Annotated in this window: 31 protein-coding genes; 18 read left to right on the forward strand and 13 right to left on the reverse strand. The window is 67.6% G+C overall.

Annotation, left to right across the window (positions count from 1 at the left end; translation table 11 throughout):
* Positions 1-12: 12 nt before the first annotated feature.
* Entirely contained in the window at positions 13-333 is a 321-nt protein-coding gene (locus ACWHYV_RS21580) for a transcriptional regulator (protein WP_447978554.1), read from the forward strand.
* Here ACWHYV_RS21580 and ACWHYV_RS21585 read toward each other — a convergent pair.
* Complete coding sequence (locus tag ACWHYV_RS21585; protein WP_447978555.1) at positions 320-805, reverse strand: MEKHLA domain-containing protein; 486 nt, start codon at positions 803-805, stop codon at positions 320-322. The genes ACWHYV_RS21580 and ACWHYV_RS21585 overlap by 14 nt on opposite strands.
* Complete coding sequence (locus tag ACWHYV_RS21590) at positions 798-2,084, reverse strand: NAD(P)/FAD-dependent oxidoreductase (protein WP_447978556.1); 1,287 nt, start codon at positions 2,082-2,084, stop codon at positions 798-800. The genes ACWHYV_RS21585 and ACWHYV_RS21590 overlap by 8 nt, the downstream gene beginning before the upstream one ends.
* A 189-nt stretch (positions 2,085-2,273) precedes the next feature.
* Between ACWHYV_RS21590 and ACWHYV_RS21595 the strand changes: the two genes are divergently transcribed.
* Positions 2,274-2,453, forward strand: a complete 180-nt coding sequence (locus tag ACWHYV_RS21595) for a hypothetical protein (RefSeq protein WP_447978557.1) — start codon at positions 2,274-2,276, stop codon at positions 2,451-2,453.
* Positions 2,454-2,508: 55 nt separating this feature from the next.
* On the forward strand, positions 2,509-4,833 hold the full coding sequence (locus ACWHYV_RS21600) for a 6-phosphofructokinase (RefSeq protein ID WP_447978558.1): 2,325 nt from the start codon (positions 2,509-2,511) through the stop codon (positions 4,831-4,833).
* Positions 4,834-4,994: 161 nt separating this feature from the next.
* Here the strand turns inward: ACWHYV_RS21600 and ACWHYV_RS21605 are convergent, their stop codons facing one another.
* The 4 genes from ACWHYV_RS21605 to ACWHYV_RS21620 form a co-directional block, all read right to left on the reverse strand.
* Positions 4,995-5,432 (reverse strand): hypothetical protein, encoded by a 438-nt coding sequence (locus tag ACWHYV_RS21605; RefSeq protein WP_447978559.1) that lies wholly within the window; start codon positions 5,430-5,432, stop codon positions 4,995-4,997.
* A 71-nt stretch (positions 5,433-5,503) separates the two neighbouring features.
* The gene (locus ACWHYV_RS21610) at positions 5,504-6,661 is read right to left on the reverse strand and encodes a pyridoxal phosphate-dependent aminotransferase (protein WP_447978560.1); all 1,158 of its coding nucleotides are present in this window, start codon (positions 6,659-6,661) and stop codon (positions 5,504-5,506) included.
* A gap of 228 nt (positions 6,662-6,889) precedes the next feature.
* Complete coding sequence (locus ACWHYV_RS21615; RefSeq protein ID WP_447978561.1) at positions 6,890-8,119, reverse strand: CsgG/HfaB family protein; 1,230 nt, start codon at positions 8,117-8,119, stop codon at positions 6,890-6,892.
* Positions 8,120-8,190: 71 nt separating this feature from the next.
* On the reverse strand, positions 8,191-8,625 hold the full coding sequence (locus tag ACWHYV_RS21620; protein WP_447978562.1) for a response regulator: 435 nt from the start codon (positions 8,623-8,625) through the stop codon (positions 8,191-8,193).
* A 151-nt stretch (positions 8,626-8,776) separates the two neighbouring features.
* Between ACWHYV_RS21620 and ACWHYV_RS21625 the strand changes: the two genes are divergently transcribed.
* On the forward strand, positions 8,777-10,399 hold the full coding sequence (locus tag ACWHYV_RS21625; protein ID WP_447978563.1) for a SulP family inorganic anion transporter: 1,623 nt from the start codon (positions 8,777-8,779) through the stop codon (positions 10,397-10,399).
* A gap of 6 nt (positions 10,400-10,405) precedes the next feature.
* On the opposite strand, the gene ACWHYV_RS21630 is transcribed toward ACWHYV_RS21625, so the two are convergent.
* The gene (locus tag ACWHYV_RS21630) at positions 10,406-11,308 is read right to left on the reverse strand and encodes a hypothetical protein (protein WP_447978564.1); all 903 of its coding nucleotides are present in this window, start codon (positions 11,306-11,308) and stop codon (positions 10,406-10,408) included.
* A 201-nt stretch (positions 11,309-11,509) separates the two neighbouring features.
* On the opposite strand from ACWHYV_RS21630, the gene ACWHYV_RS21635 reads away from it, so the two are divergent.
* Entirely contained in the window at positions 11,510-11,692 is a 183-nt protein-coding gene (locus tag ACWHYV_RS21635; protein WP_447978565.1) for a hypothetical protein, read from the forward strand.
* Between the two features lie 27 nt (positions 11,693-11,719).
* Here ACWHYV_RS21635 and ettA read toward each other — a convergent pair whose 3' ends face one another.
* Complete coding sequence (gene ettA, locus ACWHYV_RS21640; RefSeq protein WP_447978566.1) at positions 11,720-13,405, reverse strand: energy-dependent translational throttle protein EttA; 1,686 nt, start codon at positions 13,403-13,405, stop codon at positions 11,720-11,722.
* Positions 13,406-13,528: 123 nt separating this feature from the next.
* Here ettA and ACWHYV_RS21645 point away from each other — a divergent pair, with 123 nt between their 5' ends.
* The 5 genes from ACWHYV_RS21645 to ACWHYV_RS21665 all read left to right on the forward strand — a co-directional run bounded on the left by ACWHYV_RS21645 (position 13,529) and on the right by ACWHYV_RS21665 (position 16,502).
* Complete coding sequence (locus tag ACWHYV_RS21645) at positions 13,529-13,669, forward strand: hypothetical protein (protein WP_447978567.1); 141 nt, start codon at positions 13,529-13,531, stop codon at positions 13,667-13,669.
* A gap of 123 nt (positions 13,670-13,792) precedes the next feature.
* Positions 13,793-15,106, forward strand: a complete 1,314-nt coding sequence (locus ACWHYV_RS21650) for an MFS transporter (RefSeq protein ID WP_447978568.1) — start codon at positions 13,793-13,795, stop codon at positions 15,104-15,106.
* A gap of 70 nt (positions 15,107-15,176) precedes the next feature.
* Complete coding sequence (locus ACWHYV_RS21655; protein ID WP_447978569.1) at positions 15,177-15,866, forward strand: SDR family NAD(P)-dependent oxidoreductase; 690 nt, start codon at positions 15,177-15,179, stop codon at positions 15,864-15,866.
* Entirely contained in the window at positions 15,863-16,132 is a 270-nt protein-coding gene (locus tag ACWHYV_RS21660) for a DUF1653 domain-containing protein (protein ID WP_447978570.1), read from the forward strand. The genes ACWHYV_RS21655 and ACWHYV_RS21660 overlap by 4 nt, the downstream gene beginning before the upstream one ends.
* Positions 16,122-16,502, forward strand: coding sequence for a hypothetical protein (locus tag ACWHYV_RS21665; RefSeq protein WP_447978571.1), 381 nt, complete (start codon positions 16,122-16,124; stop codon positions 16,500-16,502). The genes ACWHYV_RS21660 and ACWHYV_RS21665 overlap by 11 nt, the downstream gene beginning before the upstream one ends.
* A 47-nt stretch (positions 16,503-16,549) precedes the next feature.
* Here the strand turns inward: ACWHYV_RS21665 and ACWHYV_RS21670 are convergent, their stop codons facing one another.
* From ACWHYV_RS21670 to ACWHYV_RS21685, 4 genes are read right to left on the reverse strand one after another with little or no spacing between them, the layout of a single operon-like run.
* Entirely contained in the window at positions 16,550-16,702 is a 153-nt protein-coding gene (locus ACWHYV_RS21670; protein ID WP_447978572.1) for a hypothetical protein, read from the reverse strand.
* 33 nt (positions 16,703-16,735) lie between these two features.
* Positions 16,736-17,512: a hypothetical protein gene (locus tag ACWHYV_RS21675; RefSeq protein ID WP_447978573.1), complete on the reverse strand. Its 777-nt coding sequence runs from the start codon at positions 17,510-17,512 to the stop codon at positions 16,736-16,738.
* A 7-nt stretch (positions 17,513-17,519) separates the two neighbouring features.
* A complete protein-coding gene (locus tag ACWHYV_RS21680) occupies positions 17,520-18,500 on the reverse strand; it encodes a hypothetical protein (protein ID WP_447978574.1) in 981 nt (326 codons plus the stop codon).
* The gene (locus ACWHYV_RS21685; RefSeq protein ID WP_447978575.1) at positions 18,500-18,985 is read right to left on the reverse strand and encodes a hypothetical protein; all 486 of its coding nucleotides are present in this window, start codon (positions 18,983-18,985) and stop codon (positions 18,500-18,502) included. The genes ACWHYV_RS21680 and ACWHYV_RS21685 overlap by 1 nt, the downstream gene beginning before the upstream one ends.
* 151 nt (positions 18,986-19,136) lie before the next feature.
* Here ACWHYV_RS21685 and ACWHYV_RS21690 point away from each other — a divergent pair, with 151 nt between their 5' ends.
* Positions 19,137-19,352 carry a hypothetical protein gene (locus ACWHYV_RS21690; RefSeq protein WP_447978576.1) on the forward strand — a complete coding sequence of 72 codons (216 nt, stop codon included), beginning with the start codon at positions 19,137-19,139 and terminating at the stop codon, positions 19,350-19,352.
* An 11-nt stretch (positions 19,353-19,363) separates the two neighbouring features.
* Complete coding sequence (locus ACWHYV_RS21695) at positions 19,364-20,344, forward strand: hypothetical protein (RefSeq protein ID WP_447978577.1); 981 nt, start codon at positions 19,364-19,366, stop codon at positions 20,342-20,344.
* Here the strand turns inward: ACWHYV_RS21695 and ACWHYV_RS21700 are convergent.
* A complete protein-coding gene (locus ACWHYV_RS21700) occupies positions 20,341-20,820 on the reverse strand; it encodes a PilZ domain-containing protein (protein ID WP_447978578.1) in 480 nt (159 codons plus the stop codon). The two genes, ACWHYV_RS21695 and ACWHYV_RS21700, sit on opposite strands and share 4 nt — an antisense overlap.
* Before the next feature lie 180 nt (positions 20,821-21,000).
* Here ACWHYV_RS21700 and ACWHYV_RS21705 point away from each other — a divergent pair, with 180 nt between their 5' ends.
* The 6 genes from ACWHYV_RS21705 (at position 21,001) to ACWHYV_RS21730 (ending at position 25,843) form a co-directional block, all read left to right on the forward strand.
* Positions 21,001-21,780, forward strand: coding sequence for an inositol monophosphatase family protein (locus ACWHYV_RS21705; RefSeq protein WP_447978579.1), 780 nt, complete (start codon positions 21,001-21,003; stop codon positions 21,778-21,780).
* A 119-nt stretch (positions 21,781-21,899) separates the two neighbouring features.
* On the forward strand, positions 21,900-22,358 hold the full coding sequence (locus ACWHYV_RS21710; RefSeq protein ID WP_447978580.1) for a hypothetical protein: 459 nt from the start codon (positions 21,900-21,902) through the stop codon (positions 22,356-22,358).
* A gap of 17 nt (positions 22,359-22,375) precedes the next feature.
* The gene (locus ACWHYV_RS21715; RefSeq protein WP_447978581.1) at positions 22,376-22,837 is read left to right on the forward strand and encodes an SRPBCC family protein; all 462 of its coding nucleotides are present in this window, start codon (positions 22,376-22,378) and stop codon (positions 22,835-22,837) included.
* 178 nt (positions 22,838-23,015) lie between these two features.
* Complete coding sequence (xth, locus tag ACWHYV_RS21720) at positions 23,016-23,792, forward strand: exodeoxyribonuclease III (protein ID WP_447978582.1); 777 nt, start codon at positions 23,016-23,018, stop codon at positions 23,790-23,792.
* A 132-nt stretch (positions 23,793-23,924) separates the two neighbouring features.
* Positions 23,925-24,491 (forward strand): sirohydrochlorin chelatase, encoded by a 567-nt coding sequence (locus tag ACWHYV_RS21725; protein WP_447978583.1) that lies wholly within the window; start codon positions 23,925-23,927, stop codon positions 24,489-24,491.
* Positions 24,488-25,843 carry a tetratricopeptide repeat protein gene (locus ACWHYV_RS21730; protein ID WP_447978584.1) on the forward strand — a complete coding sequence of 452 codons (1,356 nt, stop codon included), beginning with the start codon at positions 24,488-24,490 and terminating at the stop codon, positions 25,841-25,843. The genes ACWHYV_RS21725 and ACWHYV_RS21730 overlap by 4 nt, the downstream gene beginning before the upstream one ends.
* Positions 25,844-25,846: the final 3 nt, after the last annotated feature.

Here is a 25,846-nt window from a genome sequence, read left to right on the forward strand (position 1 = left end):
GTACCGTGCCGTATGCCGGAGCGCGACCAGACACCCCGCCAGGCCCTCATCGCGATCCTGACGGGGAGCTTGCGCTCCTCTTATGAGCTGGCGCGACTCCTCGGCCTGCCCGAGCGGCAGGTGGAAGAGCACCTGGCACACATCGTCCGCACGCTTGCACGGGATCGCACGCGCCGGTTCGTCCTCGAGCCGGCCGAATGCCCGGATTGCGGCTTTGTCTTCCGTGGGCGCACGCGCCTGACCCGGCCCAGTCGTTGCCCCCGCTGCCGCGGCGAGGGCGTCACCGGGCCGCGCTACGGGATCGAGCCCCGAACGGACGTCAGCTCCGGATAGGCGTCCATCGAGCAAAGGTGGCCGCCTGCCCGACGGCCCGGTCGTCGTCGTCGAGGACCGTCCAGACGATGGCATTCTCGACCGTAAACCGTTTGCCGGTCTTCGAGACCCTCACGCCGCGATAGCCGTCGAACCATCCCCGTTCCGCCGCCTGCGCCAACATCCGCTTGCGCTCCTCTCGGTCGGCCGGCTCGGCCGTCAACCGGGACGGCGTGCGGCGCAGTGCCTCCCAGGTCGTCTCCCACAACTCCAGCGCGACCCGGTTCCCGTAGTTCAGCAACGGATCGTCTCCCGTACCGTGGGACACGAGCACGAAGGGGGCGTCGAAGACCGCCGCGGCTTGGGCAAGGGGCGACTCCTTGCGCTCGACCAGCTCGCGGCCGGTCCAGCGGCGGTAGCTGTCGAGCAGCAGGCGGACCCACTCCACCGCCTCCGCGTCCATCCAGGGCTCGCGGTCGCCGGCCTCAGCCATCGCGTCTCAGCGAGGCCGCCGCGCCGCGCCCTCCCAGATACCCCGTCGCCCATGCCCACTGGAAGTTGAAGCCGCCGATGCGGCCATCGCAGTCCAGCATCTCCCCGACGAGGAAGAGGCCCCAGACCTTCCGTGAGGCCATGGTGCGGTAGTCGATCTCGGCAAGCGGGACGCCGCCGGCCGTAACCTCGGCGAAGTTCCAGCCGCGATCCCGGACGACGGCCAAACGTGATCGGGTGACGGCATGGGTGAGGGACCGCCGTGCGGACGACGACAGCCGGCCGAGGGAGAGCGCGGGATCGAGACCGCACGAGCGGCACACCCAGGCGGCCACCCGCTCAGGAAGACGCTGGGCCAGGACGGCCACGACCCTCGCACGGGGCCGCGCCGCCGCCTGGGTGAGCCACCAGCGCTCGACGTCCTGGAACTCGTGTCCGGGAAGGAAGTTCAGGAACAGATCCGGGCGCGCACCGGCCGCCTCGGCGGTGGTCCATACCCGGCTGGCGTCCAGCACGGCGGGGCCGCTCACGCCGAAATGCGTCCAGAGCATACTGCCGATCCGCCGGTCCGCGACCTTGCCGTCGGCGAACGTCGTGAGCTCGGCCGGATGACTGATGCCCGAGAGATCGGGAGAAAACGTCCCCGGTTCCAGAACGAGCGGCACGAGGGCGGGGGCCGTCGCGGTGACCGTATGGCCGAGCCGTCCGACGATCGTCCATCCGGACCCGTCGCTCCCGCTCCGCGGCAGAGACCGCCCCCCGGTGGCCATGATGACGCGGCGTGCGTGCAGCACTCCTCCGTGTGCGTCGTCCACTCGGAACGCCGTTTCCGGTCGGCCGCTCTCGTCGTCGGCGAGGCGGCCGACGTTTATGACCCGCCGCGACGGGGTGACGGAGACGCCGAGGGCCCGGCACCGGGCGAGCAGGGCGTCGAGCACCGTCCTCGCCTTGTTCGTCACCGGGAACAATTTCCCGGACTCTTCCTCCTTGAGCGGTACCCCGAGCGACGCGAACCATCGCTGCGCCGCCGTCTCGTCGAACGCGGCGAGGATGTTGCGCACGACCGGCCGGGCGCCGTGAAAATCATCGGGGCCGACCGTCGCATTCGTCACATTGCACCGGCCTCCGCCGGAGACCAAAATCTTCGCGCCCAGCCGGGCGGCTCCGTCCAGCACGACGACGCTCGAGCCCCCGCCGGCCGCCTCGGCGGCAAAGATGGCGGCCGCCAGGCCGGCCGCGCCGCCGCCGATGACGACGATGTCCGCGCGATCAGAGATCATGAAAGCCTGTTCCTTATCACAGCCGCCACCCGAGACCCAAGCGGCGGCCGACGCCTGCGTAGTCGTCCTCAAGTGTTTTGACGAAATAGCGTCAAACCCAGAAACGGTGTATGCTAACGGCCATTTTGTCGGACGTCAGAATTGGTCTGACAAGGGCGGATCATTCACACTTACAGAGGAGGCACGTAAATGAGCCGTCGCGCCGAGACCGAAACGCTGGCCCTACTCCGAGAGATTCGCGATCTCGTTCAGGTGCTCGTCCTGAGGGAGGTGCAGAGTCCGCAATTCACCGTGGAGGACAAGCCGGCGCGGAAGCTCTTCTCGTGGGCCTCGATCCACAAATCCTGCGAACGTCCGCCTGAGCCGTAAGTCCACCCGGCCGGGAGGCTCCTCCCGGTTGCGATTTCCTTTGCTGGAGGTGAGCATGCCCTCCGATGTCGATGCGTTAGCGTTTGTGAGCGTGGCCGGCCTTCTCCGCTATGGGGAGGCCGTCAGCCGAGTTCCCCTGGAATCGCGCCCCGGTTCGATTTCCCTTCCCCCCGCTCCCCCGTCGATTCCCGACCGACCTCAACGCGTGATCGGCGCCATCGAGGCGATGCGGGCCTTTGCCGCGCAGGCGCACGAGGGCTTTCCGACCGCCGGAGACTATCGAGCGGCCCGGCGACGGTTGCTCGACGAGGCCTGCGGCGGCGATCACCTGACCTTCTTCGCCGCGTGGAACCGCCTCGTGGCGGACGGCACGCTGGCCCCGCTGCTCCAGGGGCGCGTCGGCGCCGTGCGGAAGCCGACGCGGCGCCGGCCGGTCGCCATCGTTCCACGCGCTCAACTCACCCCGCAGCTCGCCGAAGGCCGCATCATCCTCGATCTCGGTGACGACCGCTTTTGGCTGCTGCCCCGCGACATGTCCAACCGCACCTTGCTCTTTACGATGCGCCACGGCGTCTCCCAGGTCGAGAGCAAGACGCATCGGGTCGGATGCCGCTTGGCCAACGTGCTGGACCCCGAGCGGGGCCGCCCGAAGGCGGACGCGGTGGGCGCGGCGTTGGCCCGGATGGTCGGCGTCATCGGACAGCAACTCGACTTCCTGCATCTGCACAACTACCTCGATCCCACCACCTTCCTGCACTTCGTCAGTCGCAGCCCCAACACCCGCCAGCTCTTCGCCCGCGTCCTGAGCGCGTTGACCTCCGGCGGGCTCCACCAAGCGGAACCCGCCTTCGAGGCCGCGCTCGAGTCCTCGGATTTCGGCTGGGTCACGGGGCTGGAAAAGGGCCTGGAGGCCGACCTGGCCGCAGAAGCCTTCGAGGTCGATGCGAAGACGGCCAAGCGGCTGCTCAAGCACCCGCTCTATTGCTACCCGGGCGGGCATTCCTTCTTCGATTTGTACGTCGACGTCATCGACGGCCTGCATCGCCTCGCGCACGACAGCCAGGGCAAGGTCGCCTGCCTCTATACCCACAGCTCGACGCTTCGCGCCTTGATGATCTACCTCGACCCTCGGCCCTTCTATGAAGCGTTCCGCGAGTTCAGCGACTACAAGGAAGGCCAGGACAACGTGGTCCTCCTCACGTACGAGCAAGGCCAGCTCTCCGGCTATTCGACCGCCGTCGGCCTCTCGGCGCACGAGCGGGCGGCGCGCGAGGCCTGGGTCTCGGTCGAGCGCGAGCGGCGCGACCGGGTGACCCTCAGGCCCCGTCAATTGAAACGGCTGGTCGCGCTCGTTTCCGGCGGCGACTTCGCCGGCGCGGGCGCCGCGTTGAAGGAATTGTACGTGAGCGCCAGCCAGATGGGCGTGGAAGTCCACTTCGTGCGCCATGGGTTCCTCGGGCTGGCCAACAACTGGATCCAGATCGTCCGCGAGCAGGATACCCGCGGAATGGTGAGCCAAGCGAGCAGCCCGATCGGCAGCAGCCGCTTCGAGGACTTCAAGGACGAGCGGATTCAACAGGCGGCCATCCGGCACCTGCAACCTTACCTGGAGAACGGCGCGCTCATCGTGCTCGGAGGCGACGGCAGCTTGCGGGGCGCTCGCGCCATCTATGAGAACTTCGGCGTACAGGTCCTGGGGCTTCCCGGCAGCATCGACGACAACATCGCGGGCACCACGTCGCTGGGGTTCCATTCCGCCGTCGCCCTGGCCAACCAATCGATCGAATCCCTCAAGGCGACGAGCGCGGCGATGGGGAGCGTCTTTTTCGTGGAAGTGATGGGGGCGGGATCGGGCCATCTGGCGCTCGCGTGCGCCTACCAGGCCCGCGCGGAAGGCTTGTTGGTCAACGAACATCCGGACCCCGACGGCTACATCGAGCAGGTGATCCTCGGACGGCTCAAACAGACGCTCGGGATCCGCAACAAGAGCCACCTCTTCGTGGTCGCGGAACGGACTCCGCATCGACACCACCCGAGCGGCGGCGTCCACGGGCTCGTCGACTACGTCGCGCGCGCGGTCGCCCAGTGGCCGCAGTTCCAGATGGCGCCCGGCCGGTACCCGCTGACGGTCTCCACCAAGGCGACGATCCTCGGCCACACGCTCCGCGGGGCGCGACCGACCCCCGAGGACAAGGCGATCGCGCAAGACCTCGCGTATGAAGCCGTCCATCGGTTGATCGAGCAGCCGGAGGAAGTGGTCGGCTGCATGCTGGCCTACCGCGGGCCGCAGCACATCGAGCCCATTCCGCTCCATGCGCTGGCGCCGAAGCCGTTCAATTGGAATCTGTTCAGCCGCATGCACGGCGGCGAGGCGACCTGACCTCGCTCAGGTCCGCGGACCCGCCGTCGCTTCTCCCCGATGCTCCGCCCTCGGCTTCCGCGTGGAGCGCCGCGGCAGCGCGGCGCTCCGCACGGCTCTCACTGAGAGCAGCCGCGGGCGTGGACACCCGTTGGTGGGATTGGGAAGGAAGGCCGAGCGGCTCAGCGCCGGCTCGTCTGGGGGCTCACTCGTCTGACGGAAAAGGTTCCGCCGGGTTGGGTCGGGGTCGTGTTGCTCTCGATCCGGGTGTACCACCACCGGCCCTCGCCTTCACGATAGTCGGGGGTCAGGAGGATTTCGAATCCGCCTTCGCGATCGTTCCCCGGCTGATACCAGTGCCCGCTCCAGGCTTGGCCGGCCAGGTCGGTCGTCAGGAACTCGCCGCCCTTCCACTGATAGAAGCCGTTGCCGTCTTCATTCAACCGCAAGGTCTGCACGAACCCGCTGTCCTCGTATTCCCATTCCCCCGCCAGCACCATCCGATGAGGTCCGCCGGTGGAGACCTTCAGGTCTCCCTGTCGGGCCGCCGGTCCCTGGGCACACGCGGCCGCCGCTGCACTGATCCCGATGATCGCCATAGCTCGAAGTGCTCGTCTCACCGCTCTCCTCTCGTGGCTTGATCAGTTCACGGAACTGTCACGTCGACTGCAATTATAACAGGCCCGGCGGATCACGAAAGCTGCCCGATCGCCCGGCACGCCGCGTCCAAGTCGGCGTCGGTCTTCGCGAAGCACAGGCGGATGTACCGGTGTCCCTCGGCGCCGCTGAAAAACGCTTCCCCGGGCACCCCCGCCACACCGGTCTTCTCGAGCAGGTACATCGCCCGCGCCTTCCCGGTTTCGCCCGGCAACCGCGAGACGTCCGCGAGGACATAGTAGGCGCCCTGGGGCACCGCGGGCGGGAGCCCGCTCGACGCCAAGGCCGCACAGAACCGATCCCGCTTCCCCTGATAGTCCCGTGCGAGATCGGCGTAGAACGAGGGCCCGAGCCGCTCGATGCCGGCCGCCACCCCGTATTGAAGGGGAGTCGGCGCGCACACGTACAAGAGATCGTTCATCGCCCCGATGAGCTGGGCCCAGCGCGCCCGGGCGGCGCTGTAGCCGATCCGCCATCCGGTGATGCTGAAGGTTTTCGAGTACCCGCCGATCGTGATGGTGCGGTCCTCCATGCCCGGCATGGCGGCGAGGCTGACGTGCCGGCGACCGTCGAACAGGAAATACTCGTAGATCTCGTCCGTGAAGACGAAGAGGTCGTGCGCGATCGCCAACTCCGCGATCCATTCCAGCTCCTCGCGACTGAAGACCTTCCCGGACGGATTGCCCGGCGTGTTGACGACGATCGCCTTCGTCCGCGGGGTGACCTGCCGCTCCAACTCCATCCGTGAAAAGCTCCATGCGGGAGCCCGGGTCGGGATCAGGCGCGGGACCGCTTCGACGGCCACGAGCGCGCTGATGTGGTACGCGTAATGCGGCTCGAACACGAGGACTTCGTCCCCGGGATTCAGCAGGCCCAGGCAGGCGCAATGAAACGCCCCCGTCGCTCCGGCGCTCACCGTGACTTCGGTCTCCGGGTCCACGGTGACCCCGTTGTACTCGGCCAGCTTGCAGGCGATCGCCTGGCGGAGCTCCGGCAGCCCGTCAAATCGGCTGTACGTGTTCAACCCCATCTCCATGGCGCGCTCGGCCGCCTCCCGCACGAAGTGCGGCACCTCGGTGTCGCAGACACCTTGCGCCATGTTGATGCCTTTGACGCGCGCACACGCGGCCGTCATCGCCCGGATTTCGGACTGCGCCAGGCCGGCCATGCGCCGGTTCCCGTGTCGTGCCATCGCTCGCTCCTCGATCACCGGCCTCTTTCCTGACATACCGGCCGGCTTGCGGTCAAGCCGCGACCGGGGGGCTGGCACACCGGCACTCTTCTCGGTCGAAGGGCGCGGTTCCGGCTTCAGAAGCGTCACGAGCAGCGGACCGGGCCGACACGGCGAGACGTGGAACGAGGAGTTCACGATGCGGATGACCGTCGACGGGGCAAGCGCCGAACCGGAGGCCCGCCGCCCTCACACTCCGGGCCGGCGTTCGGCGATCACCTCGACCCGAAGGCGCTGCTCGCCCCGCAGCACGTCCAAGAGCAGCGGGTGCCCCGCCTCGACCTGACAGGCGCGCTTGGCCTCCCGTTCGCCCGGCAACTCGGCCAACACCGTCTGCCGGCAGGCGAGGACGAGATCGCCGATTTTCAGGCCGGCCCTGTCCGCCGGCGACCCGGGGCTGATCTCCTGGACCAGATAGACGGACGACCCGAACCAATCCCGCCACTCCCACCGGACGCCGATCCGCCCGGTGCCGAGCCATCCGGCTTTGATGCCGAATCGCGTGACGATTCGATGGGCGATCAGACGGGCGAGGTCGTCCGGCGTACCGGCAAAGGTCTCGCTCGAGTGACCGTCGCCGTCGAAGAGGAGCTGCCCGGACTCGACGTCGATGACCCGAAACGACAAGGCGACGCCGGCCGTCGTCCCCGCCTCCTCCCATCGCTGGACCTCGCCCAACACGATCGCCTGGGCGCCGGCCAGGCGGCCGACGTGAAGTGCCTGCGCTTCGTCCGAGTACGTCAACTGTACGATCTGCTCCTGCAGGACCTCCTCGAGGCGTGCGCGCTCGACCAACGCGATGCCGAGATCCAGGAACAGATTCGTGACGATCGCGCTGACCTTGGCGCCGGCTCCCGGGACGCCGGCCGGATCGGCGAACGGCATCACGGCCATCGTGTGATAGCGCTCGCCGGTTCGGCTGTTGATCGGGCCATGCCCCGTGGTGACGGGATCCCACTCTCGATTCACCCGCGCGGCGGGCCCCTCCAAGGTCGTCGCCGCCCCCGTACACCCCTTTTTCTTCTGCATCAACGCGACCGGCGGCCCCCATGCGCACAGGTGATCGTGGATGAGAATGAGGTGGACGGCATGTTCCCGCTGGCGCTCGCTGGCCCAGTTGGTGAACGTGTAAAACAGGCATCCCCCCACCCAGACGGAGACGGGACACAACGACAGCTCGTACAGCCACTGACGCGGGGTATTGAGGTTGTACTGCCACACGGTCACCCGGCCGTCGTCACGAAGGACCAGATCCGGCCGGCCGATCGTCTCCAGGACGGATTCCTTCGGCATCGCGGGCGACAGGCGGTCCAGCTTGCTCTCGGAGTTGACGAAGGTATAGACCACGGCGCAGCCGGACAGCACGCCGAGGAAGAGGGTCCCGGGGACCACGAGGAGCATGCGAGGGAGGCGGCTCATGATGATGCGCCCCGGCGAGCGTAGCACCGGGCGCCGGGCCTGGCAACAGCGGGCGAGCGGGACACGGCGCCTCAGACCGGCTTCGGCGGGTCGAGCAGCTCCTGAATGGTTTGCACCAGGGCATCCATTGTGAAGGGCTTGTGAAAAAAAGGGGTGTTGGGGTTGAGCGCGGCGTTGAGGAGAACCTGTTCGTCCCGGTAGCCGGACATCAAGATCACCTTGGACTCGGGGCGGATCGCGAGCACCATCGGCGCGAGCTCGACCCCGCTGAGGTTCGGCATGACGACATCGATCAACAGGAGATGAATGGGGCCTTGATGCGCCTTGCAGATCGCGAGCGCTTCCTGGCCGTCCTGGGCTTCGAGCACCGTGAAGCCGCGCGACTCCAACCCGAGCGTCAGAATTTTTCGCAGCTTGGGCTCGTCGTCCACGACGAGAACGGTCTTGGCAGGACCACGTGACGCGGGGTGACGCACGTCGCCGGGGTTCGTGCGCGGTTCGGTCATCCTCTCCCTACTCCTCTGGGCTCGCCGCGCGTCAGTGGCGTCAGGCCGGCGGGCTCGCGAGGTTCACCCTGGGGGATCACGCTTCTATCTTAAAAAATTTCTGGTAGTCTTTTCCACGTCGTTGTCGGGACGTCACGCAGGAAAGGAGACCATGGGTCGGGAATCACCTCGATGGCGGGTGGGAGCGGTTCTCCCCGTGCTGAAATACGACCTGCCGGCCTCCATCGTCGTGTTTCTGGTCGCACTTCCCCTGTGCATGGGGATCGCCGTGGCGTCCGGTGCGCCGCCGGGCGCCGGCTTGATCACGGGGATCATCGGAGGCTTGATCGTCGGGGCGTTCGCCGGCTGCCCGCTGCAGGTCAGCGGGCCCGCGGCCGGCCTGACCGTAGTGGTCTGGGAGCTGATCGAGGTCCAAGGCATGGAGAAGCTGGCGGTGATCGTCCTGCTCGCGGGCGCCATTCAGATCCTCGCCTCGGTCCTGCAGCTCGGGCAGTGGTTCCGGGCCGTCTCGCCCGCCGTCATCCAAGGGATGCTGGCCGGCATCGGGGTCTTGATCTTCGCGAGCCAGTTCCATGTGATGATCGATGATCTGCCGAAAGGCACGGGCCTCGCGAACCTCGTGACGATCCCGGCGGCGATCGAAAAAGGCCTGATCCCCGGCGACGAGGGGTTCACCACTCACCATCTCGCCGCCATGGTCGGGCTGATGACGATCGCGGCGATGGTCGCATGGAACTGGGCCCCGAGGCGCGCGCACCTGCTCCCCGCGATGCTCGTCGGCGTGGCGCTGGCGACCGCGGTGGCCGGCTTCTTTCATCTGCCGATCAGCTATGTCCGGGTGCGGGACAACATCTTCACGCTGGTCCACGCACCCGACTGGGAGTCGCTCAGTCACCTGCTCGACACGTCGATGCTCTCCGCCGCCGTGGCCGTGGCGTTCATCGCGAGCGCGGAATCCTTGCTCTCGGCGACGGCCGTCGATCACCTGCACGCGGGGCCCCGCACGTGCTATAACCGCGAGCTCGCGGCGCAGGGGGTCGGCAACATGATCTGCGGCGCGTTGGGCGCGCTGCCCGTGACGGGCGTCATGGTTCGTAGCGCCGCGAACATTTCGGCCGGCGCACGGACGCGCGCCGCGACGATGCTGCACGGGCTGTGGCTCCTCCTGTTCGTCGCCTCGTTCCCGTTCCTGCTCAGGCTCATTCCGACCGCGAGCCTCGCTGCCCTGCTGGTCTTCACGGGCTACAAGCTGATCAACCTGGACGCCGTACGCGAGCTGCGCCAGCACGGACGAAGCGAGGTGGCGATCTATGCAGTGACGATGGTCACGGTGGTCGCGACGAACCTCCTCACCGGCGTCCTGGTCGGATTCAGCCTGGCCCTTGCGAAGCTCCTCTATACCACCCAGAACTTGGCGACCGAGGTCGTTCACGACCGGGACAACGGGACCGTCTCGCTCACCCTCATGGGCATCGCCACGTTCGTGAGCCTGCCACGGCTTGCCACCGCCGTGGACGCCGTGCCGCCCCGCACGACGGTCGCGATCGACATCGAGGCGCTGCGGCATATCGATCACGCCTGTCTGAGCTTCCTGCAATCCTGGAAGAGGCTTCACGAGCTCAACGGCGGAGCGGTACGGCTCGATCTCGGCCGGCTGAAGGCGCGGTCATACCAGGTCCGAGACCATCCCCGCCCCCCTGGCGACCGCCCGGCACCTGTGCCGCTGCCTCCGGCCACGGAGGTCCGGTTCTCGCCGGGCAAGTCGATCACCTGACCCCCGCTACCATACTTCGGCGCGAAAACTGTTCAGGCGGAGGCCGTGCTGCTGTAACCCCAGCTCCAACTCGCGCCGGCACACGGCATTCCCGCACATGCGGAGGTCGGCCCCCTCGAGCTCCGGGACGATACGGAGGAGCGGACCCAGATCGATCCGGGCCTCGCCGTCGCACGACTCGCCCGCCCGCACGATCCTCCCTTTGCCGTACGGCCAGTCCACGGGCCAGGCCCGCGTCAGGACCGGATAGTAACGGAAGTGGTCCGGGAAGCGCCGTTCGAGCCCCAACAGCTCCTCATGACACATGAGCTGGCCGGGATGCCGCACGCTGGCCACGAGCGTGAACCGGCAGCCGGGAGGCTGGATCCCCCGGCCGAAGTCGAGCCCGGCCATGTACCGCACGTAGGCGAGGAACGGCGTGATACCGGTCGAGAGCGCGACCGCGACGAGGCGCAGGCGGGGCCACTGCTCGTCGGGCTCCAGCCGCAAGTTCCTGGCTCCGACCTCCTGCGTGTTCTCGAAGAGGACCAGCGCCTCGCCGTCCCGACTCAGGTCCATCCGCACATCGACCGTCCCGCCCTCCCGCCAGAGCCGCTCGACCTCGTCCGTCTGCCACCAGATCGACGTGTCGGCCCGCGGCTCGTGGGTATGGTTGATGATCGTCTCGAGTCTTCGGGGGCTGAGCCGCGCGCAGTTGGACCGGGTGTACATCCGGCGCCGGACCTTGGCCGTGCGCGCGCCCCGCGGCTTGGCCAAGAAGGCGTTTCCCGGCCGCATCGCGTCCTGCACGGGGAGGCGCCGCCCCTCCAGCTCGTACTCCTCGGCGAGCGAGAGCGTGACGAGCCGGATCTCACCCGGTTCGATGGTCTCGACGCGGCTCACGACGGCGGGAACGAAGATCTCAGCCATCGCGTCGTCCTAGCCCCCCTCGCACGGTCGAATCGCCGCCTGACGCCCCGCGCAGGCCCGCACCCGCCCGTCCGCCATCGGAACGTCGCCAGGTCCTCGGCTTCATGAAGGATTTCTAATGTCCTCTTAATCCCGATTTCATGTGTCGTCGCTAGCCTTTGCACCGAGCCCCGGGGGACCCGGTCAACGAAGGAGGCCACGATGCAATGCGGGAAGTGCCAGGGCCTGATGGTCACCGAATGGCTGGCGGATGAACTGGATGAAGCCTATGTCTGGCGCTGCCTGAACTGCGGGTCGGTGCTCGACTCCGTCATCGACCGGCATCGCAAGCAGCCGCCGTCACCCGCCCTCTCCGTGCCCGCTTCCGCGAAGACCGCCGGCTGACCTCCCGAGCCGAGGGCCGCGCCGTGCTTATCCGCGCGTGAGCTTGCGATACCGGATACGGTGCGGCTGCTCGGCCGCTTTCCCCAGCCGCTTCTTTCGGTCCGCTTCGTAGTCACTGTAGTTGCCGTCGAACCACACGACCTTGCTGTCCCCCTCGAAGGCGAGGATGTGGGTGGCGATGCGATCGAGGAACCACCGGTCGTGGCTGCTCACCATGCAGCATCCGCCGAACCGTTCGAGCCCTTCCTCCAGCGCGCGCAACGTGTTCACGTCCAAGTCGTTGGTCGGTTCGTCCAAGAGCAGGAGGTTCGCCCCCTCCTTGAGCATGCGGGCCAGGTGCACCCGGTTGCGCTCCCCGCCCGAGAGGTCCTTGACCTTCTTCTGCTGGTCGGTCCCGCTGAAGTTGAACCGGGCGCAGTACGCGCGCGAGTTCACCTCCACCTTCCCGAGCGTGACCGTGTCGCGCCCGTCGGCAATCACTTCCCAGACGGTCTTGCTCCCCGGCAGGGTCCGGTCCTGATCGACGTAGCCGAGCTTCACGGTCTCGCCGATGCGGATCGTTCCCGAGTCCGGCTTCGCCTGCCCGGTGATCATCCGGAACAGCGTCGTCTTTCCGGCCCCGTTCGGGCCGATCACCCCCACGATGCCGCCCGGCGGCAGGCGGAAGGTCAGGTTCTCGAACAGCACCTTGTCGCCGAACGCCTTCGACACGCTGTCCGCCTCGACCACGACGTCGCCCAGACGCGGGCCCGGCGGGATGTAGATCTCCAGGTCCTCCGCCTGCTGCTCCTGCTGCTGGCCCAGCAGCTCTTCATAGCGGGTGAGCCGCGCCTTGCCCTTCGCGTGGCGTCCTTTGGGCGACATGCGGATCCATTCCAACTCGCGCTCGAGCGTCTTGCGCCGCTTGGATTCCGCTTTCTCTTCTTTCTCCAGCCGGTTTTGCTTCTGCTCGAGCCAGGACGAATAGTTGCCTTGAAAGGGAATGCCGTGGCCGCGATCGAGCTCCAGGATCCACCCGGCGACGTTGTCGAGAAAGTAGCGGTCGTGCGTCACCGCGATTACCGTCCCCTCGTACTCTTGGAGATGGTGCTCCAGCCACTGGACGGACTCGGCGTCCAGATGATTCGTCGGCTCATCGAGCAACAGGATGTCCGGCTCCTGAATGAGGAGGCGGCAGAGGGCGACGCGCCGCCGCTCGCCGCCGGACAGGACCCCGATCTTGGCGTCCGGCGGCGGGCAGCGGAGCGCGTCCATGGCGACTTCCAGTTGGTTCTCGAGCTCCCAGCCCTGCGCCGCCTCGATCTGATCCTGCAGCCGGCTCTGCTTCTCCAGGAGCTTCTCCATTTCGTCGGGCGAGAGCGGGTCGCCCAGCTTGTTGCTCACCGCCTCGTACTCCCGTAACAGGGCGATGACCTCGGCGCGCCCTTCCTCCACGACCTCCTTGACCGTCTTCTGCTCGTCGAGACGAGGCTCCTGCTCCAACAAGCCGACCGTGTACCCCTTGGACATCGTGACTTCCCCAAGGTAGTCCTTGTCCACGCCGGCGATGATCCGCAGCAGCGTGCTCTTCCCCGATCCGTTCAATCCGATCACCCCGATCTTCGCGCCGTAGTAGAAGGACAGGTAGATGTCCTTCAGCACCTGCTTCTTGGGCGGGTGCACCCGGCCGACGCCGATCAGCGAAAAGATGACCTGCTTGTCATTGGTGCTCATGGCTCCTCCGGTGTTTGATCGCACGGTTGTACCGTACTGATCGCCGGCGGCGCAATGCGCGCTCCTTCCCACTGGAACAGCACCGGCGACGGGCGTACAATGAGCGTCAGCGAGAGGTGGAGCATGTTGCCGATTGCGCTGCTCATCGCCTTGACGATCCTGACGTGGGCCGCCGCCGTGGTCGCCGTGTACGTCGAGCCGGACGCAGGGTCCGGGTCGGGCGACGACCATACGCACGATCAGGATTACTACGAAGCCGCCTAGTCGCCGCCCCGATCGACCGGGGTGAGTGCGACCGCGGCGATCGCGATCGCACGCCCGTGTGGTGTGCCCGGCCGCGGGTGGGCGCCGTCCGCGCGCCTCCTCTCCTGTGTTATCGTAGGGAGCATGCAGATTCCCGATCCCGCCGGGCCGGGCGCGGCTCCGCCGGTGAGCGCCTCGCCGTCCGCGGCCGTTCCGACCCGCTCCCCCTGGCGCGCGCTCGCGCATCGTAATTACGCCCTTTTCTTCACCGGCCACGGCCTGTCGCTCTGCGGCACCTGGATGCAGAGCATGGCGCTGGCTTGGCTCGTCTACCGACTGACCGGCTCCCCGCTCTTTCTCGGTCTCGTCGAGTTCGTCGCCCGTGCGCCGATCCTCGTCTTCAGCGTCGTGGGCGGCCTCCTCGCCGATCGATGGCCCCGTCACCGGCTGATGATGGTGGCGCAATGCGCCATGCTCGTCCAGGCGGCCATGCTCGCGCTCTTGACCCTGACCGGGGCGATCACGATGGGCTGGATCCTGGGGCTTTCGTTGTTCTTGGGCGTGATCAGCGCGCTCGAGATTCCCGTCCGGCAGTCCTTCGTCGCGGACTTGGTGCCGCGCAGCGCGATCCCCTCGGCCATCGGGCTCAACTCGTCGATGTTCAACGCGGCGCGCATCATCGGCCCCTCGCTGGCGGGCTGGATCGTGAGCGGGGCGGGCGAAGGGGTATGCTTCCTGATCAACGCGCTCAGCTTCCTCATCATTCTGGCCTGTCTCCGGGCCATGCGGCTGGAGCGCGCCGCGACGCACGAGACCGGGCACGCGGTCGACCTCCTCCGCGACGCGTTCCGCTACGCGTGGCGCACCCCGCACGTCCGGGCGGTCCTCGCCGTCACCGCCGTCTTGAGCGTCTTTGCCATGCCGTACAGCACGCTGCTCCCCGTCTTTGCGCGGGACGTGCTCCATGCCGGGCCGGGAGGCCTCGGCCTGCTCATGGCGGCGAGCGGCGTGGGCGCGCTGATCGCCGCCTTCCGCCACGCACGCCGGCAGACCGTGCGGGGACTGGGCCGTTCGATTGCGCGGTCCGTCGTCGCGTTCGGCATCGGGCTGCTTCTCTTCGCGGTGAGCGAGGACTTCTGGCTCTCGTCGGGGGCGATGGTCGCGATCGGTTTCGGGATGGTGAGCAGCCTGGCGGGCATCAACATCCTGCTGCAGACCCTGGTTCCCGACGGCCTCCGGGGCCGGGTCGTGAGCTTCTTCACGACCTTGTCGCTGGGGTTCACGGTCTTCGGGAGCCTCTATGCCGGCGCGGGGGCCAGCTACCTCTCCGCTTCGTCCATCGTGATCCTCGGCGGGGTGATCACCTTGCTCGCGGCAGGCCTCTTGTGGCGTTCGCTTCCCGGCATCCGCCGGCACATCGAGGAGCATCGTCTGCTTCCCGCCGAGCCCGCCGCCTGAGCGTGCCGCGTGGCTCGAGCGTCCACGCGGATGATTGCGGGCTCGGCGCCGGGCCCCTATAATCCGTGCCGTGAAGCGGTTAGCGGGTAAGGTCGCGGTCGTCACCGGCAGCAGCAGCGGGATCGGAAAGGCGATCGCCGTGGTCTTCGGCCGGGAGGGCGCCCGCGTGGTCGTCGCAGCCCGTCGAGAGCGCCTGTGCGAAGAGGTGGCGGCGGCCATCCCGGTCGACGTCACCGTCGAAGCGCGGGTGCAGCACCTCATCGACGAGACCGTGCGTCGCTTCGGCCGGATCGACATCCTCGTCAACAATGCGGGGATCGGCGGCGGCGGCCCGATCGCGGAGACGACCACGGAGACGTTCGACCGCGTCCTCGACACCAACGTGCGGGGAACGTTTTTCTGCAGCCGAGCCGGCTTTCGTGCGATGCGCGGGACCGGCGGCGGGATCATCATCAACATGTCGAGCGTCGCCGGCGTACAGGGGTGGGCGGGCACCGGCGCCTACAGCGCCTCGAAGTTCGGCATCATGGGCTTGACGAAGGCGATGGCCGACGAAGGGCGGGCCCACGGGATCAAGGTCTGTGCGATCTGTCCGGGGGGCGTGGCCGACGAGCTGGTCGATGCCCCGCCGGAGGCGATCCTGGCGAGCGGGGCGATCAGTCCGTACGACGTCGCCGACACGGCGGTCTATCTGGCGACGCTGAGCCCCAACGCCATCGTGCAGCAGGTGGTGATCGATCGCCTGGGAGCGGACTGGTGAGCCAGCGCGGCCGACATGATACGGGCGAACAAGGCGCGGAGATACGGCCCGGGCGGTACCGTCATTACAAGGGCCGGCCGTACGAGGTGATCGGCTGCGCGCGACATTCGGAAAGCGAGGAAGAGTTCGTCGTCTACCGCGCCCTGTACGGCGAACGCGGGCTCTGGGTCCGTCCCAAGGCCCTGTTCCTCGAGCCGGCGATCGTCGACGGGCGGCCGGTGCCCCGCTTTGCGCTCATCGAGGAGGCCGGCGCGCATGGCCGTTGATTGGCGGCGGGGGGCGCGGCGGCTGGCGATGGCCATTTTTCTCACGCCCATCGTGCTGTTCGTGCTCTACCTGCTGGTCGTGCTCAACTACAGCTTCTCGGACGGTGATCGCGTCGGCTACTTACAGAAATTTTCACGCAAGGGGTGGCTCTGCAAGACGTACGAAGGCGAGCTGGCCATGACGACCGTGCCGGGGGTCGCACCGATCATCTGGCAGTTCAGCGTCTGGGACGAGCGCGTGGCGCAGGAGGTCAACCGGCTGCTGGGGGAAAAGGTGGTCCTGCACTACAAAGAGTACCGGGGCATCCCCACCGATTGCTTCGGCAGCACGGACTACTTCGTGGACCATATCGAGCGGGCCCGGGACTGAAGGCCGATCGACGCCGGCGAGCGCCCGACCGTTCACGCCGGCGCCGCTCACCCGTCGTCGAGGTCGTCCATCGGCCGGCGGGGTCGCATCGGGCTTTGCTGCCGCTCTTGCTCGATGAGCCGCTGGCAGGCCTCGCACAGCTCACCGGCGCCTTCGGTCATGAACGTTTCGGCGACCTCACCGCATCGTTCGCAGATCATCGCTTGACCCCGCCATCCTCTCTGCATGAGCCGTCACAGCTCGACCGTGGTCCACGCCTGTGCGTCGAGGAGCACGTGCTCGTTGGTATACCAGGCGCTGGGCGGCGTCTGGTTGGCCCGACGATAGTACTCGTGCCACCACTTGGCGGCCTGCCAGATGGCTTCCGGGCAGCTCGACCGGCTTTCGAGCCCCGGCGTCAGATCGTAGCCGGCCGCACCGAAGACCACCTCCAGCATGGCCGCGGACGGGAACCCATGGCCCTCGAGGAGGGGATTGCCGGTTCGCCCCACGCCCCACGTGAACGCCAGCCAGCGCAAGATGAGATCGGGAACATCGAGGACGGCCCGCTGCCGCTGAAAGTGCGCGAAGGCCTCCGCGACGGCCGCCCGGGTAAGCTTCCCCGTTTTCGGGAGCTGGATCAGCGCGATGTTCGGATACGCCTCGGCGCTGTAGTAGCGCCGCAGCACCGCTTTTTGAACACCGTTGCTCGGCGGGGCGAAGCCGAACCCGGCGGGCGGGTCCAGCGAGACCTCGTAGACGGGCGTCGCGCCCAGATCCGCGGCGAGCTCGCCGAGCAGCATCACATGCGACCAGTGGCTCGGCGTGAAGTCGTCGCGCAAATGGGCCTGCGCGATCCGCAGGCGAAACGACATCGCATCCCGGCCCCCGACCAGCAGGAGCTGGAGATCCTGCCGTTTCACGTGCCGCTTCAGCCGGCCCAGCCAACGGAGGTTGTCCTCGCGCGGCTCGCGCGGGAACTCGGTGAAGCGGGGGCTTTCCGTCCCCCGCGAGCTGAGAATCTTGATCATGGGCTCCTCATCCTCCCCACGACGGCGGGATCTTGATCTCGGTGAGCTGCACGGGCGCGGTGACCTCGCCGCGGGCGTCGATCGGCCAGTACGTGACGCGGAGCGCGAGGCCCGCGCCGTCCCGGCGGAACGACAGCAGACAGACGTGGTTTCCCTTCTGAGGATGGACCATGCGGCACTCGAGCGCCCTTCCGAGGACGGAGGACGCGAGAAAGGCCGGGGGCGCATCCGGATCGGAATGGCGGGGCCAGGGGTTGCGCCGCCCGACCAAGCCGCCGAGGAACGCTGCGATCTCCTTGAACGTGTCGCCGCCCTGCGTGGTGACGAGCGACGAGGGCGACGAGACGATCTCGTAGACGGCGTCGCGCTGGCGGCGGCGATGGCGGGCGACCGCCACCCGGCCCCAATGGACGTCGCCGGTCACGCAGAGCAGCGGTCGCCCCTGCTCGCCGAAGGTCGCCAAGGTCTGCATGAGGGCCGGATAGTCGTCATAGTCCGCCAGCGCATAGTCCACGATCTTCCCGCTGATGCCGCCCTTGGCGTCCTCGAACAACGACTGTCCGGTGGCGAAGACGCCGATCAGCCGGTCGGTGAGGACGCGATCCCGCCACGCCCCGATGGCCTGCAAGACTCCGGGGGGCAGCATCGACCGTCGGCTCTCGGCGCGGCTTCGCCGGGTGTCCACGAGACAGAACGAGAGCGGCGGCACGTCCAGGATGGTGGGCTCCGGCGCCGCCGAGGCCAATTGAAATCCGTCGTAGAGGACGTGGGCCGCGGCCGTCCATCGCGCTCGTCCGTTCCGTCCCCAGGAGTTTTGCACGATCGCACTGGCGTGCGGAAAGTTGTTCCAGTACTCATGATCGTCCGGGATTGACACGCTGGGGGCGGCGGCCAGCACGTCCGCATACCCGGGCGGCTGCTCCCAGTTCCTCACGTAGTCCCGCTCGAACTTGTCCGCGAGCCAGCGCACGTCGTCCTTGAAGTTCATCAGCGTCGGGGGTCCAGGTACACCTGATCGCCCAGCAGGAGCGTGAGGTGCGGCTTGGAGGCGGCCTTCAACTGGGACACGACCGTCCCCGCCAGCCCGCCGCGATCTTCGGCTTGATGAAAACAGGAGATGAGCAGCACGTTGAACGTCTCGCCGAATCGCCGCGGCACCTCCGCCGGCAGCGTCCGGGTGGTCAAGTGCGCCGTCTCATCCTCCGTGCGCAGGGCCATGTCGTACACGGTCCCCGGTTGCAGCCCGTCGAATTCATAGACGCCGCTGAAGGCCCGGGGCTCCCCGCGGCCGACCATTCCTCCGGGACCGTCCGGCCTGACGCTGCTCAGCGGGCGGACCGCGACCACCGCCGGGGACGGGATGCCGGCGATCTCCCACTGCAGGTCCGCGGGTGCGGTGGTGCGGTTGAAGGCTCCGACCCAGACGCGGAGCTTCCCGCTCGACGCGACCCGAGGGTACAGCACCAGACTCATGTCCTCGCTCCGTGGCTCTCGTCGCAGTCTAGGGGAGACGTCGTAAGCGATCAAGGGGCCGCTCTCGGCTCAGCCGGCGGCCGAGGGCGGGAAAACAGATGAAGCGGTGGGAGCGATGTGTTACACATAGGGGGACTCTTCGGAGGGATGGATGGCGGCTTTCTTTCAACGCGGCATGATCGCCCGGTCCGTCGGCGTCGTCTGCATCGCGCTCGGCTTCGTGACCGGCATGTACGGCCTCGAGCGGCCGGAATCCGCCTGGCTTCCCTCGGCCCTCGGCCTGATCGTCACCGGCCTCCTTGCCCAAGGCTACGGCCTGTACTGCTCGATCCAGCGCCTCCGTCACCAGGGACCTCGAGACCGGTAACCCGCCTGCGGATGCGCTCCTGCCGACGACGGCTCCTCGTCCTGATCGCCTCATGGGCAATCTCGGTCGTCCCGGCGTTCGCCGAGGAGCGGTTGCTCGCGCACGGCTCCGAGTACCTCCTCACCGTCGACGTGCGCGAGTGGGTGAGCCAGGGCCGGAGCGCACACAACATCGGCGACCTCGACGGACAGCCGAACGTGCGCTCCGAGCTGACGTGGCGCGGGGTCAACAGCGTGGTCACCCAAGTCTCCGCCAACCTGGTCTATCGTCGATTCGTCGGCGAGGCGCTCATCGGCTACGGAGGCGTCGGGAGCGGGACGCTGCTGGATCAGGACTGGGACGGCGCCAACCGGACTCTCAAGAGCTCGGAGACCATCTCCCGGGTGGACGACGGTCACGTCTTCATGCTGTCCCTGACGCCGGGAGCGCGCCTGGTCGAGTGGGCCTTCGCCGATAACCCTGTACGCGGCGGCGTGGATCTCCTGATCGGCTACCAACTCTGGCAGGAGAAGTATGTCGCGTTCGGGGGCCAAGATCTGCTCCCCGGAACACGGCGGTTCCCCGGCGCGGTCAGCTTGACGCAAACCAATACCTGGCACAGCTTCCGGGTGGGAACTCGGGTGATCGTCCCGGCCTGGTCATGGCTCACGGTCAAGGCCAGCGCGTTCTATATTCCGTACAGCTCCTATCGCAACGAGGACGTCCACCACCTGCGGAGCGAGCTGAAACAGGACCCGAGCTTCCTCACGACCGCCACCGGGGGGAACGGGGTGCAATTGGAAGGATCGATCGTGCTGCGAGTCTGGCGGCGCCTCATGCTCGAGGCCGGCTATGCCTACTGGGACCTCCGGTCGGGGACCGGGACGGTGGAGCAGTTCTTCCGTGACGGCTCGATCGCGGTGGGGCGCCACAACGAGGAGCACACACGCCGGCACGGCGTGTTTTTCGGGGTCAGTTGGCTGTTCGAAGGAGGGCGGGGCGGCAGGAGCTAAGCGCCCCTCGCTTGGAGGAACTCGAAGAGGCGCTTGTTCTCGCGCGCGGTGCGCAAGAACTTGAAGCCGATCCCGCGCGAGCTGATCGATCGGACCATTGCCGCGACCTCGACCGGCGGCCGGTCCTCCTCCAACAAGAGTTGGAGGTAGAAGATGTCGTCCACCTGCACGATCGTGTCGCTGGCGATGACGCAGCCGCCGAGGGAAATGTCCAGCACGGTCCCGACGCCGCGGATCCGGCCGCCGCTGAACGAGAGGGCCAGCCGGACCGGAATGCGCCGGTGCTGCCGGCGATCGACGAGCCGTGTGGGATAGATGCGGCCGACTCGGCATGCAAAGAAGCGGTGACTACACGACTGGCAGCGAAACGGTGACACGAACACCGCCGAGGCGCACCGTTCGACCAGCGAGCCGCACTCGGCCCGCAGCACTTCGTCTGTACCGCAATCCGGGCAGGTGACGAGCCGTCTTCTCATGGCGCCTGACCAAGGAGTATATCCGAGGTCACGGGTTTTGCGGGTCGCCCCGGCCGTGATTCGATGGCGTGCGGCTGGGATCCCGATGCGGGAAGGCCCCCGCCCGGCCTGCCGGGTCGGGCGCCGCTGCCCGCGGCTCGGGCGGCCCGCGAGGTCCCATCCATTCTCTGAGGAGCGACGATGACGCATGAGTTGGACGTGTTGGAGCGCGCGATGCGCGCGGCCGGCAAGCAGGTGCTCGAGCTGGCCGTCAACGGCTTCGAGACCCACATCAAGAAGGACCGCTCCCCGGTGACGACGGCCGACATCGCCGTCAATCGGCTCCTGCGCGAAGCGCTGCTCACCGCCTTTCCCGGCGACGCCTGGCTCTCGGAAGAGGTCCCGGACGACCTCGCGCGCCTGCACCACGAACGGGTCTGGGTGATCGACCCCATCGACGGCACGAAATACTTCATGCGCGGGGTCCCTCAGTACGCCATCTCGGTCGCGCTCGTCACCGGAGGCCAGCCGGCCGTGGCCGCGATTTACAACCCTCCGACCGACGAAATGTTCACGGCGGTGCGCGGGGAGGGGGCGCGGTTGAACGGGGCGCCGATCCGTGTTCAGCGATCCGGATCGTCCCGGCCCGTTGTCTTCGTCAACCCTTCGGCGTTCGATCGCGGCCGCTTCGGCCCCATCGCCGACGCGGCCGACTGTCGGCCGCTCGGCTCGATCGCCTATACGCTGGCCTGCGTGGCGGCCGGGCGCGCGGACGGCACGATCAATCTCGACCGGCTGAACGAATGGGACGTGGCGGCCGGCGTGCTGATCGTCATCGAAGCCGGCGGGGCCGCCCTCGACGCGCTCGGGCGGCCCCTCGCGTTCAACCAGCCGAAGACCGCGATCAAAGGGATCGTGGCGGCCGGCCCGGACGGCCTGGAGGCCATGCTGGAGTTGGCTCGCCGCCTGTCCGCTTCCTGAGCGCCTCGATCCACCGACACCCGCGGCTGGGGCCGGCGGACAGGACCACGCCGGCTCGGCCGATAGTCGCCTTCCTCTCCCCGCCGTACACTGGAGCCAATACGAGCAAGGAGGACGTGATGATGCAAGCCGTGCCTCTGCTGGTGGGGCTGGTGACCATCGTGACCGCAGGCTCACCCCAAGCGGGCACCGACCTGGTGCAGGACCGGCCGTACGAATCGGTCACCGAGTCCGAACGGCTCTACGACCCGGACGCGGCGGAGACGATTCGCGGCGTCGTCGAGGCGGTGGAGACGGTCCGCCTCGAGGACGGAGCCCCCTTCATGCAGGTGCGCCTGCGGACCGAGGACGAGGCCGTCCGGGTCCACCTGGCCCCTGAATGGTTCATGCAGGAGCAGATCAACCGCCTGGAGATCGACGTGGGGCGTGAGTTGGAAGTGCGCGGATCGAAGCACGTCGTGAAAGGCGAGCCGGTGTTCGTCGCGGCGGAGGTCCAGAACGACGGGCGGGATCAGCGGCTGCGGCTGCGCCACCCCGACGGGACCCCCGTGTGGACGAGCGGCGAACGCGCGGGTTAACGAACGAGGAGGAGATCATGTCAACGATCGACAAATCAGTGGACGTCGAAGTGCCGGTGCGAACGGCCTACAACCAATGGACGCAGTTCGAGGAATTCCCCCGCTTCATGGAGGGCGTGCGCGAGGTGAAGCAACTGGACGACAAGCGGCTCCACTGGCGCGCGGAGATCGCCGGCAAGGAGAAGGAATGGGATGCGGAGATCATCGAGCAGATCCCCGACAAGCGGATCGCCTGGCGGAGCATCGGCGGCACGCCGAACGGCGGCGTGGTGACGTTCCATGAAATCAGCCCGACCCGGTGCCGCATCATGCTCCAGATGGAGTACGATCCGCAGACGTTCGTCGAAAAGGCGGGAGACGCGGTCGGAATCGTCTCCCAGCGCGTGCAGGGCGACCTCGAACGGTTCAAAGCGTTCATCGAGTCGCGCGGGGCCGAGACCGGGGCCTGGCGCGGTGAGATCCGGAAGACCGGCTCATGACCAGGCGATGGTGAGCGCCCGGGCGCTCACCGTCTCCCTCCGCTCTTTCCAGCCCCGACGCGTTCCGGCCACCCCCCGCCGCACCAGCCCTCGTCGCGCCCGTCTCTGCCCCCTTTGACGACTCCGCAGTTACGCCGCGGCGCCGCGTGCGTTATAATCCCACCCTCTGTTCGTGACCATGAAGATCGCGACCTTCAACGTCAACTCGATCCGCATCCGCCTCCCGATCGTCCTCGAATGGCTGGACCGACACAAACCGGACGTGCTCTGTCTTCAGGAGACGAAGGTGCAAGACGAGCACTTCCCGGCGCTGGCGTTCGCCGGCACCGGGTACCACCTCGCCTACCGGGGGATGAAGTCGTACAACGGCGTGGCGGTGCTGAGCCGGATCGAGCCCGAGGCCGTGTACTACGGCTTCGACGACGCCGAGCCCGAACCCGATGATGAACGGCTGATGCGCGTCGTCATCCGCGGGATCCCGATCATCAACACCTACGTGCCGAACGGGTTCAAGATCGACTCGCCCAAGTATGCGTACAAGCTCGCGTGGTACGCCCGCCTCCGCACGTACTTCGCGGAGCATCTGTCGCCGGCGCGGCCGGCCGTCTGGTGCGGCGACATGAACGTGGCGCCGGAGCCGATCGATGTCCATAGCCCTGACAAGCATCTCAAGCACGTCTGCTTTCACGAAGACGTGCGCCGCGCGTACAAGGAGACGATCGCGTGGGGGTTCATCGACGTGTTCCGCAAGCTCCACCCCGACAAGCAGCAGTTCACGTTTTGGGACTATCTGCGACCGAGCTCGCTGGACAAGAACAAGGGCTGGCGGATCGACCATATCCTGGCGACGCCCCCGATGGCCGACCGATGCATCGAGGTGGACGTGGACATCGAGCCCCGTCGCGGGCCGAACCCCTCGGACCATACGTTCCTCTGGGCGGAATTTTCGGCATGAACGGGCGTTGGGTCCGTTGAGTCCGTTTGGTCCGTTCATTCCGTTTGCATAGAAACTGTTCAATCTCATAACGGACAAAACCGACTGAACGCACCTAACAGACCTAACGGACTCAACGTTACTAACTGATCCATGCAGTCCCCGCGTCGCGGTCTCGTGCTCGTCGGTCATGGCGGCATCCCTCGGGATTGCCCGCGTGAGCTCATCACCCGACTCAAGGCCTTGGAAGCCGGGCGGCGGGCGACGAGCGAGCCGGCCACGGCCGAGGAGCACGAGTTGGACCGGCGCATCCGCCGCTGGCCCCGCACGCCGGAGACCGACCCCTACCAAGCCGGCCTCGACGCCCTCGCCGCCCATGTGAAAGCGGCGCTCGACGACGACACCGTGTTCGCCGTCGCCTATAACGAATTCTGCGCACCGACCGTCGAGGAGGCGGTAGCGGCCGTCATTGCGGCAGGCGCGACCCAGATCTCCGTGGTCCCTTCGATGCTGACGCCCGGCGGCAGCCATTCCGAGGTCGAGATCCCGGAGAGCCTCGCCCGGCTCCGCGCGAGGCATCCCGGCGTCCGCATTCGATACGCCTGGCCGTTTGATCTGCCGACGGTCGCGGCGATGCTCGTCGCGCACGTGCGCCGGTTCGAGGTCGAGCCGGGATCCGTGGATGCTATAATCGGGGCGATCGACACACCGCATCGATGATCAGTACGAAGACGGCCATGGCGGTCTGCGCGTCTGTCGGCATCCTGCTCTCCGGCGTTCAGGTCGCCGCCCAGGACACCGGCCAGGCTCCGGACGCTCCTTCATCCGAACAGGCGCCCGCCGTCCCTCCGGAGCCCTCCGCGGCATCGGCCGTTGAACCCGATCCCCTCCCCGCCGAGTCGGCGGAGCCCGATCCCGAGGAAGCACACTACCTGCTCGGGCTCGAACGGTTGAGGACGGGGGACTACGTCGGCGCGATCGAAGAGCTGCGGGAGGTGCTCCGCATCGCCCCATCCGACGTCCCTGCGCGGCTCGCCCTCGGCACCGCGCTCTACCTGATCGCAGACCTCGATGCGGCGGCCGACGCGTACCGCACCGTCCTGCGGGTCGAGCCCGGGTCGCTCGAGGCGCATCTGCATCTCGGAACCGTCCTCATGGCCAAGCACGACTGGGCCGGAGCCCGCGAGGTCCTGCAGGCGGCGCTCCGCGCTCAGCCCGAATCGATCCAGGCGCACTACAATCTGGGCGTCGTCCGCGACAATCTCGGCGATCGGAGCGGCGCGATGGAGGCGTATCGGCAGGCGTTGGCGCTCAAGCCCGACTTTGCCGATGCCCATTACCACGTCGGGTTGCTCCTGAAGGTGAGCGGGCAAGAGGCCGAAGCGGCCCAGGAGTTCTATGCGGCGGCGCTCGCGGGGCTCCCCCGGGCGCAATACTTTCTCGGAAGCGCGCATGCCTCGGGGCGAGGGGTGGAGCGCAATCTGCCGATCGCGATCCAGTGGTGGTTTCGTGCCGCCGAGCAGGACGAGCCTCAGGCCAAGGAAGCGCTGTCGCAGATCCGCCAAACGGCGTGGACGAAAGGCAAGCGTCCCGAAGAGAGCCGCCAGGCCGCCGAGGCCTTCGCCGAATTCAGACGGGAGCTGGCCAAGGAATATCCCGCGGCGAACGGCGAGCGGCCGGACCCCATCGGAGCCGCGCTGCTCGAAGCCGGCCAGGTCCAGGAAGGAGTCGCCGTCCTGCTGCGCGAAGCCTATGCGCTCAGTGAACCGGCGCATGCGCGCCTGGAGGCGCTCTATACCGAAGGCCTCCCCGGGCACCTGCCCGCCCACGACCCCCGCATCTTCGACTACCTCAAGCGCACCGCGGAAGAGGGCTCCCCCCGGTCCCGCCTGGCGCTCGCCCGGATCCTGGTGCGCGGGTTGGGCGTCCCGCAGGATCCGGTGAAGGCCAAGAGCCTGCTCAAGGGGGCCGGCTCGGAGGAAGCAAAGGCCCTGTTGAAAGAGATCGGCCCCTTGCAGCAGAACCGGAGCGGCGGGAAGCCCCCTTCATCGTCCGCCCGAACGCGACCGTGACTC

Source organism: Candidatus Nitrospira bockiana (assembly GCF_965152565.1).

Bases quoted from the DNA above. Each gene is read 5' to 3' on its own strand.
- ACWHYV_RS21630 (WP_447978564.1), bottom strand. From the start codon at position 11,308: ATGGCTGAGATCTTCGTTCCCGCCGTCGTGAGCCGCGTCGAGACCATC.
- ACWHYV_RS21700 (WP_447978578.1), bottom strand. From the start codon at position 20,820: ATGAGAAGACGGCTCGTCACCTGCCCGGATTGCGGTACAGACGAAGTG.
- ACWHYV_RS21595 (WP_447978557.1), top strand. From the start codon at position 2,274: ATGAGCCGTCGCGCCGAGACCGAAACGCTGGCCCTACTCCGAGAGATT.
- ACWHYV_RS21580 (WP_447978554.1), top strand. From the start codon at position 13: ATGCCGGAGCGCGACCAGACACCCCGCCAGGCCCTCATCGCGATCCTG.
- ettA (WP_447978566.1), bottom strand. From the start codon at position 13,405: ATGAGCACCAATGACAAGCAGGTCATCTTTTCGCTGATCGGCGTCGGC.
- ACWHYV_RS21610 (WP_447978560.1), bottom strand. From the start codon at position 6,661: ATGGCACGACACGGGAACCGGCGCATGGCCGGCCTGGCGCAGTCCGAA.
- ACWHYV_RS21620 (WP_447978562.1), bottom strand. From the start codon at position 8,625: ATGACCGAACCGCGCACGAACCCCGGCGACGTGCGTCACCCCGCGTCA.
- ACWHYV_RS21715 (WP_447978581.1), top strand. From the start codon at position 22,376: ATGTCAACGATCGACAAATCAGTGGACGTCGAAGTGCCGGTGCGAACG.
- ACWHYV_RS21675 (WP_447978573.1), bottom strand. From the start codon at position 17,512: ATGATCAAGATTCTCAGCTCGCGGGGGACGGAAAGCCCCCGCTTCACC.
- ACWHYV_RS21690 (WP_447978576.1), top strand. From the start codon at position 19,137: ATGGCGGCTTTCTTTCAACGCGGCATGATCGCCCGGTCCGTCGGCGTC.
- ACWHYV_RS21615 (WP_447978561.1), bottom strand. From the start codon at position 8,119: ATGAGCCGCCTCCCTCGCATGCTCCTCGTGGTCCCCGGGACCCTCTTC.
- xth (WP_447978582.1), top strand. From the start codon at position 23,016: ATGAAGATCGCGACCTTCAACGTCAACTCGATCCGCATCCGCCTCCCG.
- ACWHYV_RS21590 (WP_447978556.1), bottom strand. From the start codon at position 2,084: ATGATCTCTGATCGCGCGGACATCGTCGTCATCGGCGGCGGCGCGGCC.
- ACWHYV_RS21680 (WP_447978574.1), bottom strand. From the start codon at position 18,500: ATGAACTTCAAGGACGACGTGCGCTGGCTCGCGGACAAGTTCGAGCGG.
- ACWHYV_RS21705 (WP_447978579.1), top strand. From the start codon at position 21,001: ATGACGCATGAGTTGGACGTGTTGGAGCGCGCGATGCGCGCGGCCGGC.
- ACWHYV_RS21650 (WP_447978568.1), top strand. From the start codon at position 13,793: ATGCAGATTCCCGATCCCGCCGGGCCGGGCGCGGCTCCGCCGGTGAGC.
- ACWHYV_RS21645 (WP_447978567.1), top strand. From the start codon at position 13,529: ATGTTGCCGATTGCGCTGCTCATCGCCTTGACGATCCTGACGTGGGCC.
- ACWHYV_RS21670 (WP_447978572.1), bottom strand. From the start codon at position 16,702: ATGATCTGCGAACGATGCGGTGAGGTCGCCGAAACGTTCATGACCGAA.
- ACWHYV_RS21665 (WP_447978571.1), top strand. From the start codon at position 16,122: ATGGCCGTTGATTGGCGGCGGGGGGCGCGGCGGCTGGCGATGGCCATT.
- ACWHYV_RS21710 (WP_447978580.1), top strand. From the start codon at position 21,900: ATGATGCAAGCCGTGCCTCTGCTGGTGGGGCTGGTGACCATCGTGACC.
- ACWHYV_RS21695 (WP_447978577.1), top strand. From the start codon at position 19,364: ATGCGCTCCTGCCGACGACGGCTCCTCGTCCTGATCGCCTCATGGGCA.
- ACWHYV_RS21625 (WP_447978563.1), top strand. From the start codon at position 8,777: ATGGGTCGGGAATCACCTCGATGGCGGGTGGGAGCGGTTCTCCCCGTG.
- ACWHYV_RS21635 (WP_447978565.1), top strand. From the start codon at position 11,510: ATGCAATGCGGGAAGTGCCAGGGCCTGATGGTCACCGAATGGCTGGCG.
- ACWHYV_RS21725 (WP_447978583.1), top strand. From the start codon at position 23,925: ATGCAGTCCCCGCGTCGCGGTCTCGTGCTCGTCGGTCATGGCGGCATC.
- ACWHYV_RS21600 (WP_447978558.1), top strand. From the start codon at position 2,509: ATGCCCTCCGATGTCGATGCGTTAGCGTTTGTGAGCGTGGCCGGCCTT.
- ACWHYV_RS21685 (WP_447978575.1), bottom strand. From the start codon at position 18,985: ATGAGTCTGGTGCTGTACCCTCGGGTCGCGTCGAGCGGGAAGCTCCGC.
- ACWHYV_RS21730 (WP_447978584.1), top strand. From the start codon at position 24,488: ATGATCAGTACGAAGACGGCCATGGCGGTCTGCGCGTCTGTCGGCATC.
- ACWHYV_RS21585 (WP_447978555.1), bottom strand. From the start codon at position 805: ATGGCTGAGGCCGGCGACCGCGAGCCCTGGATGGACGCGGAGGCGGTG.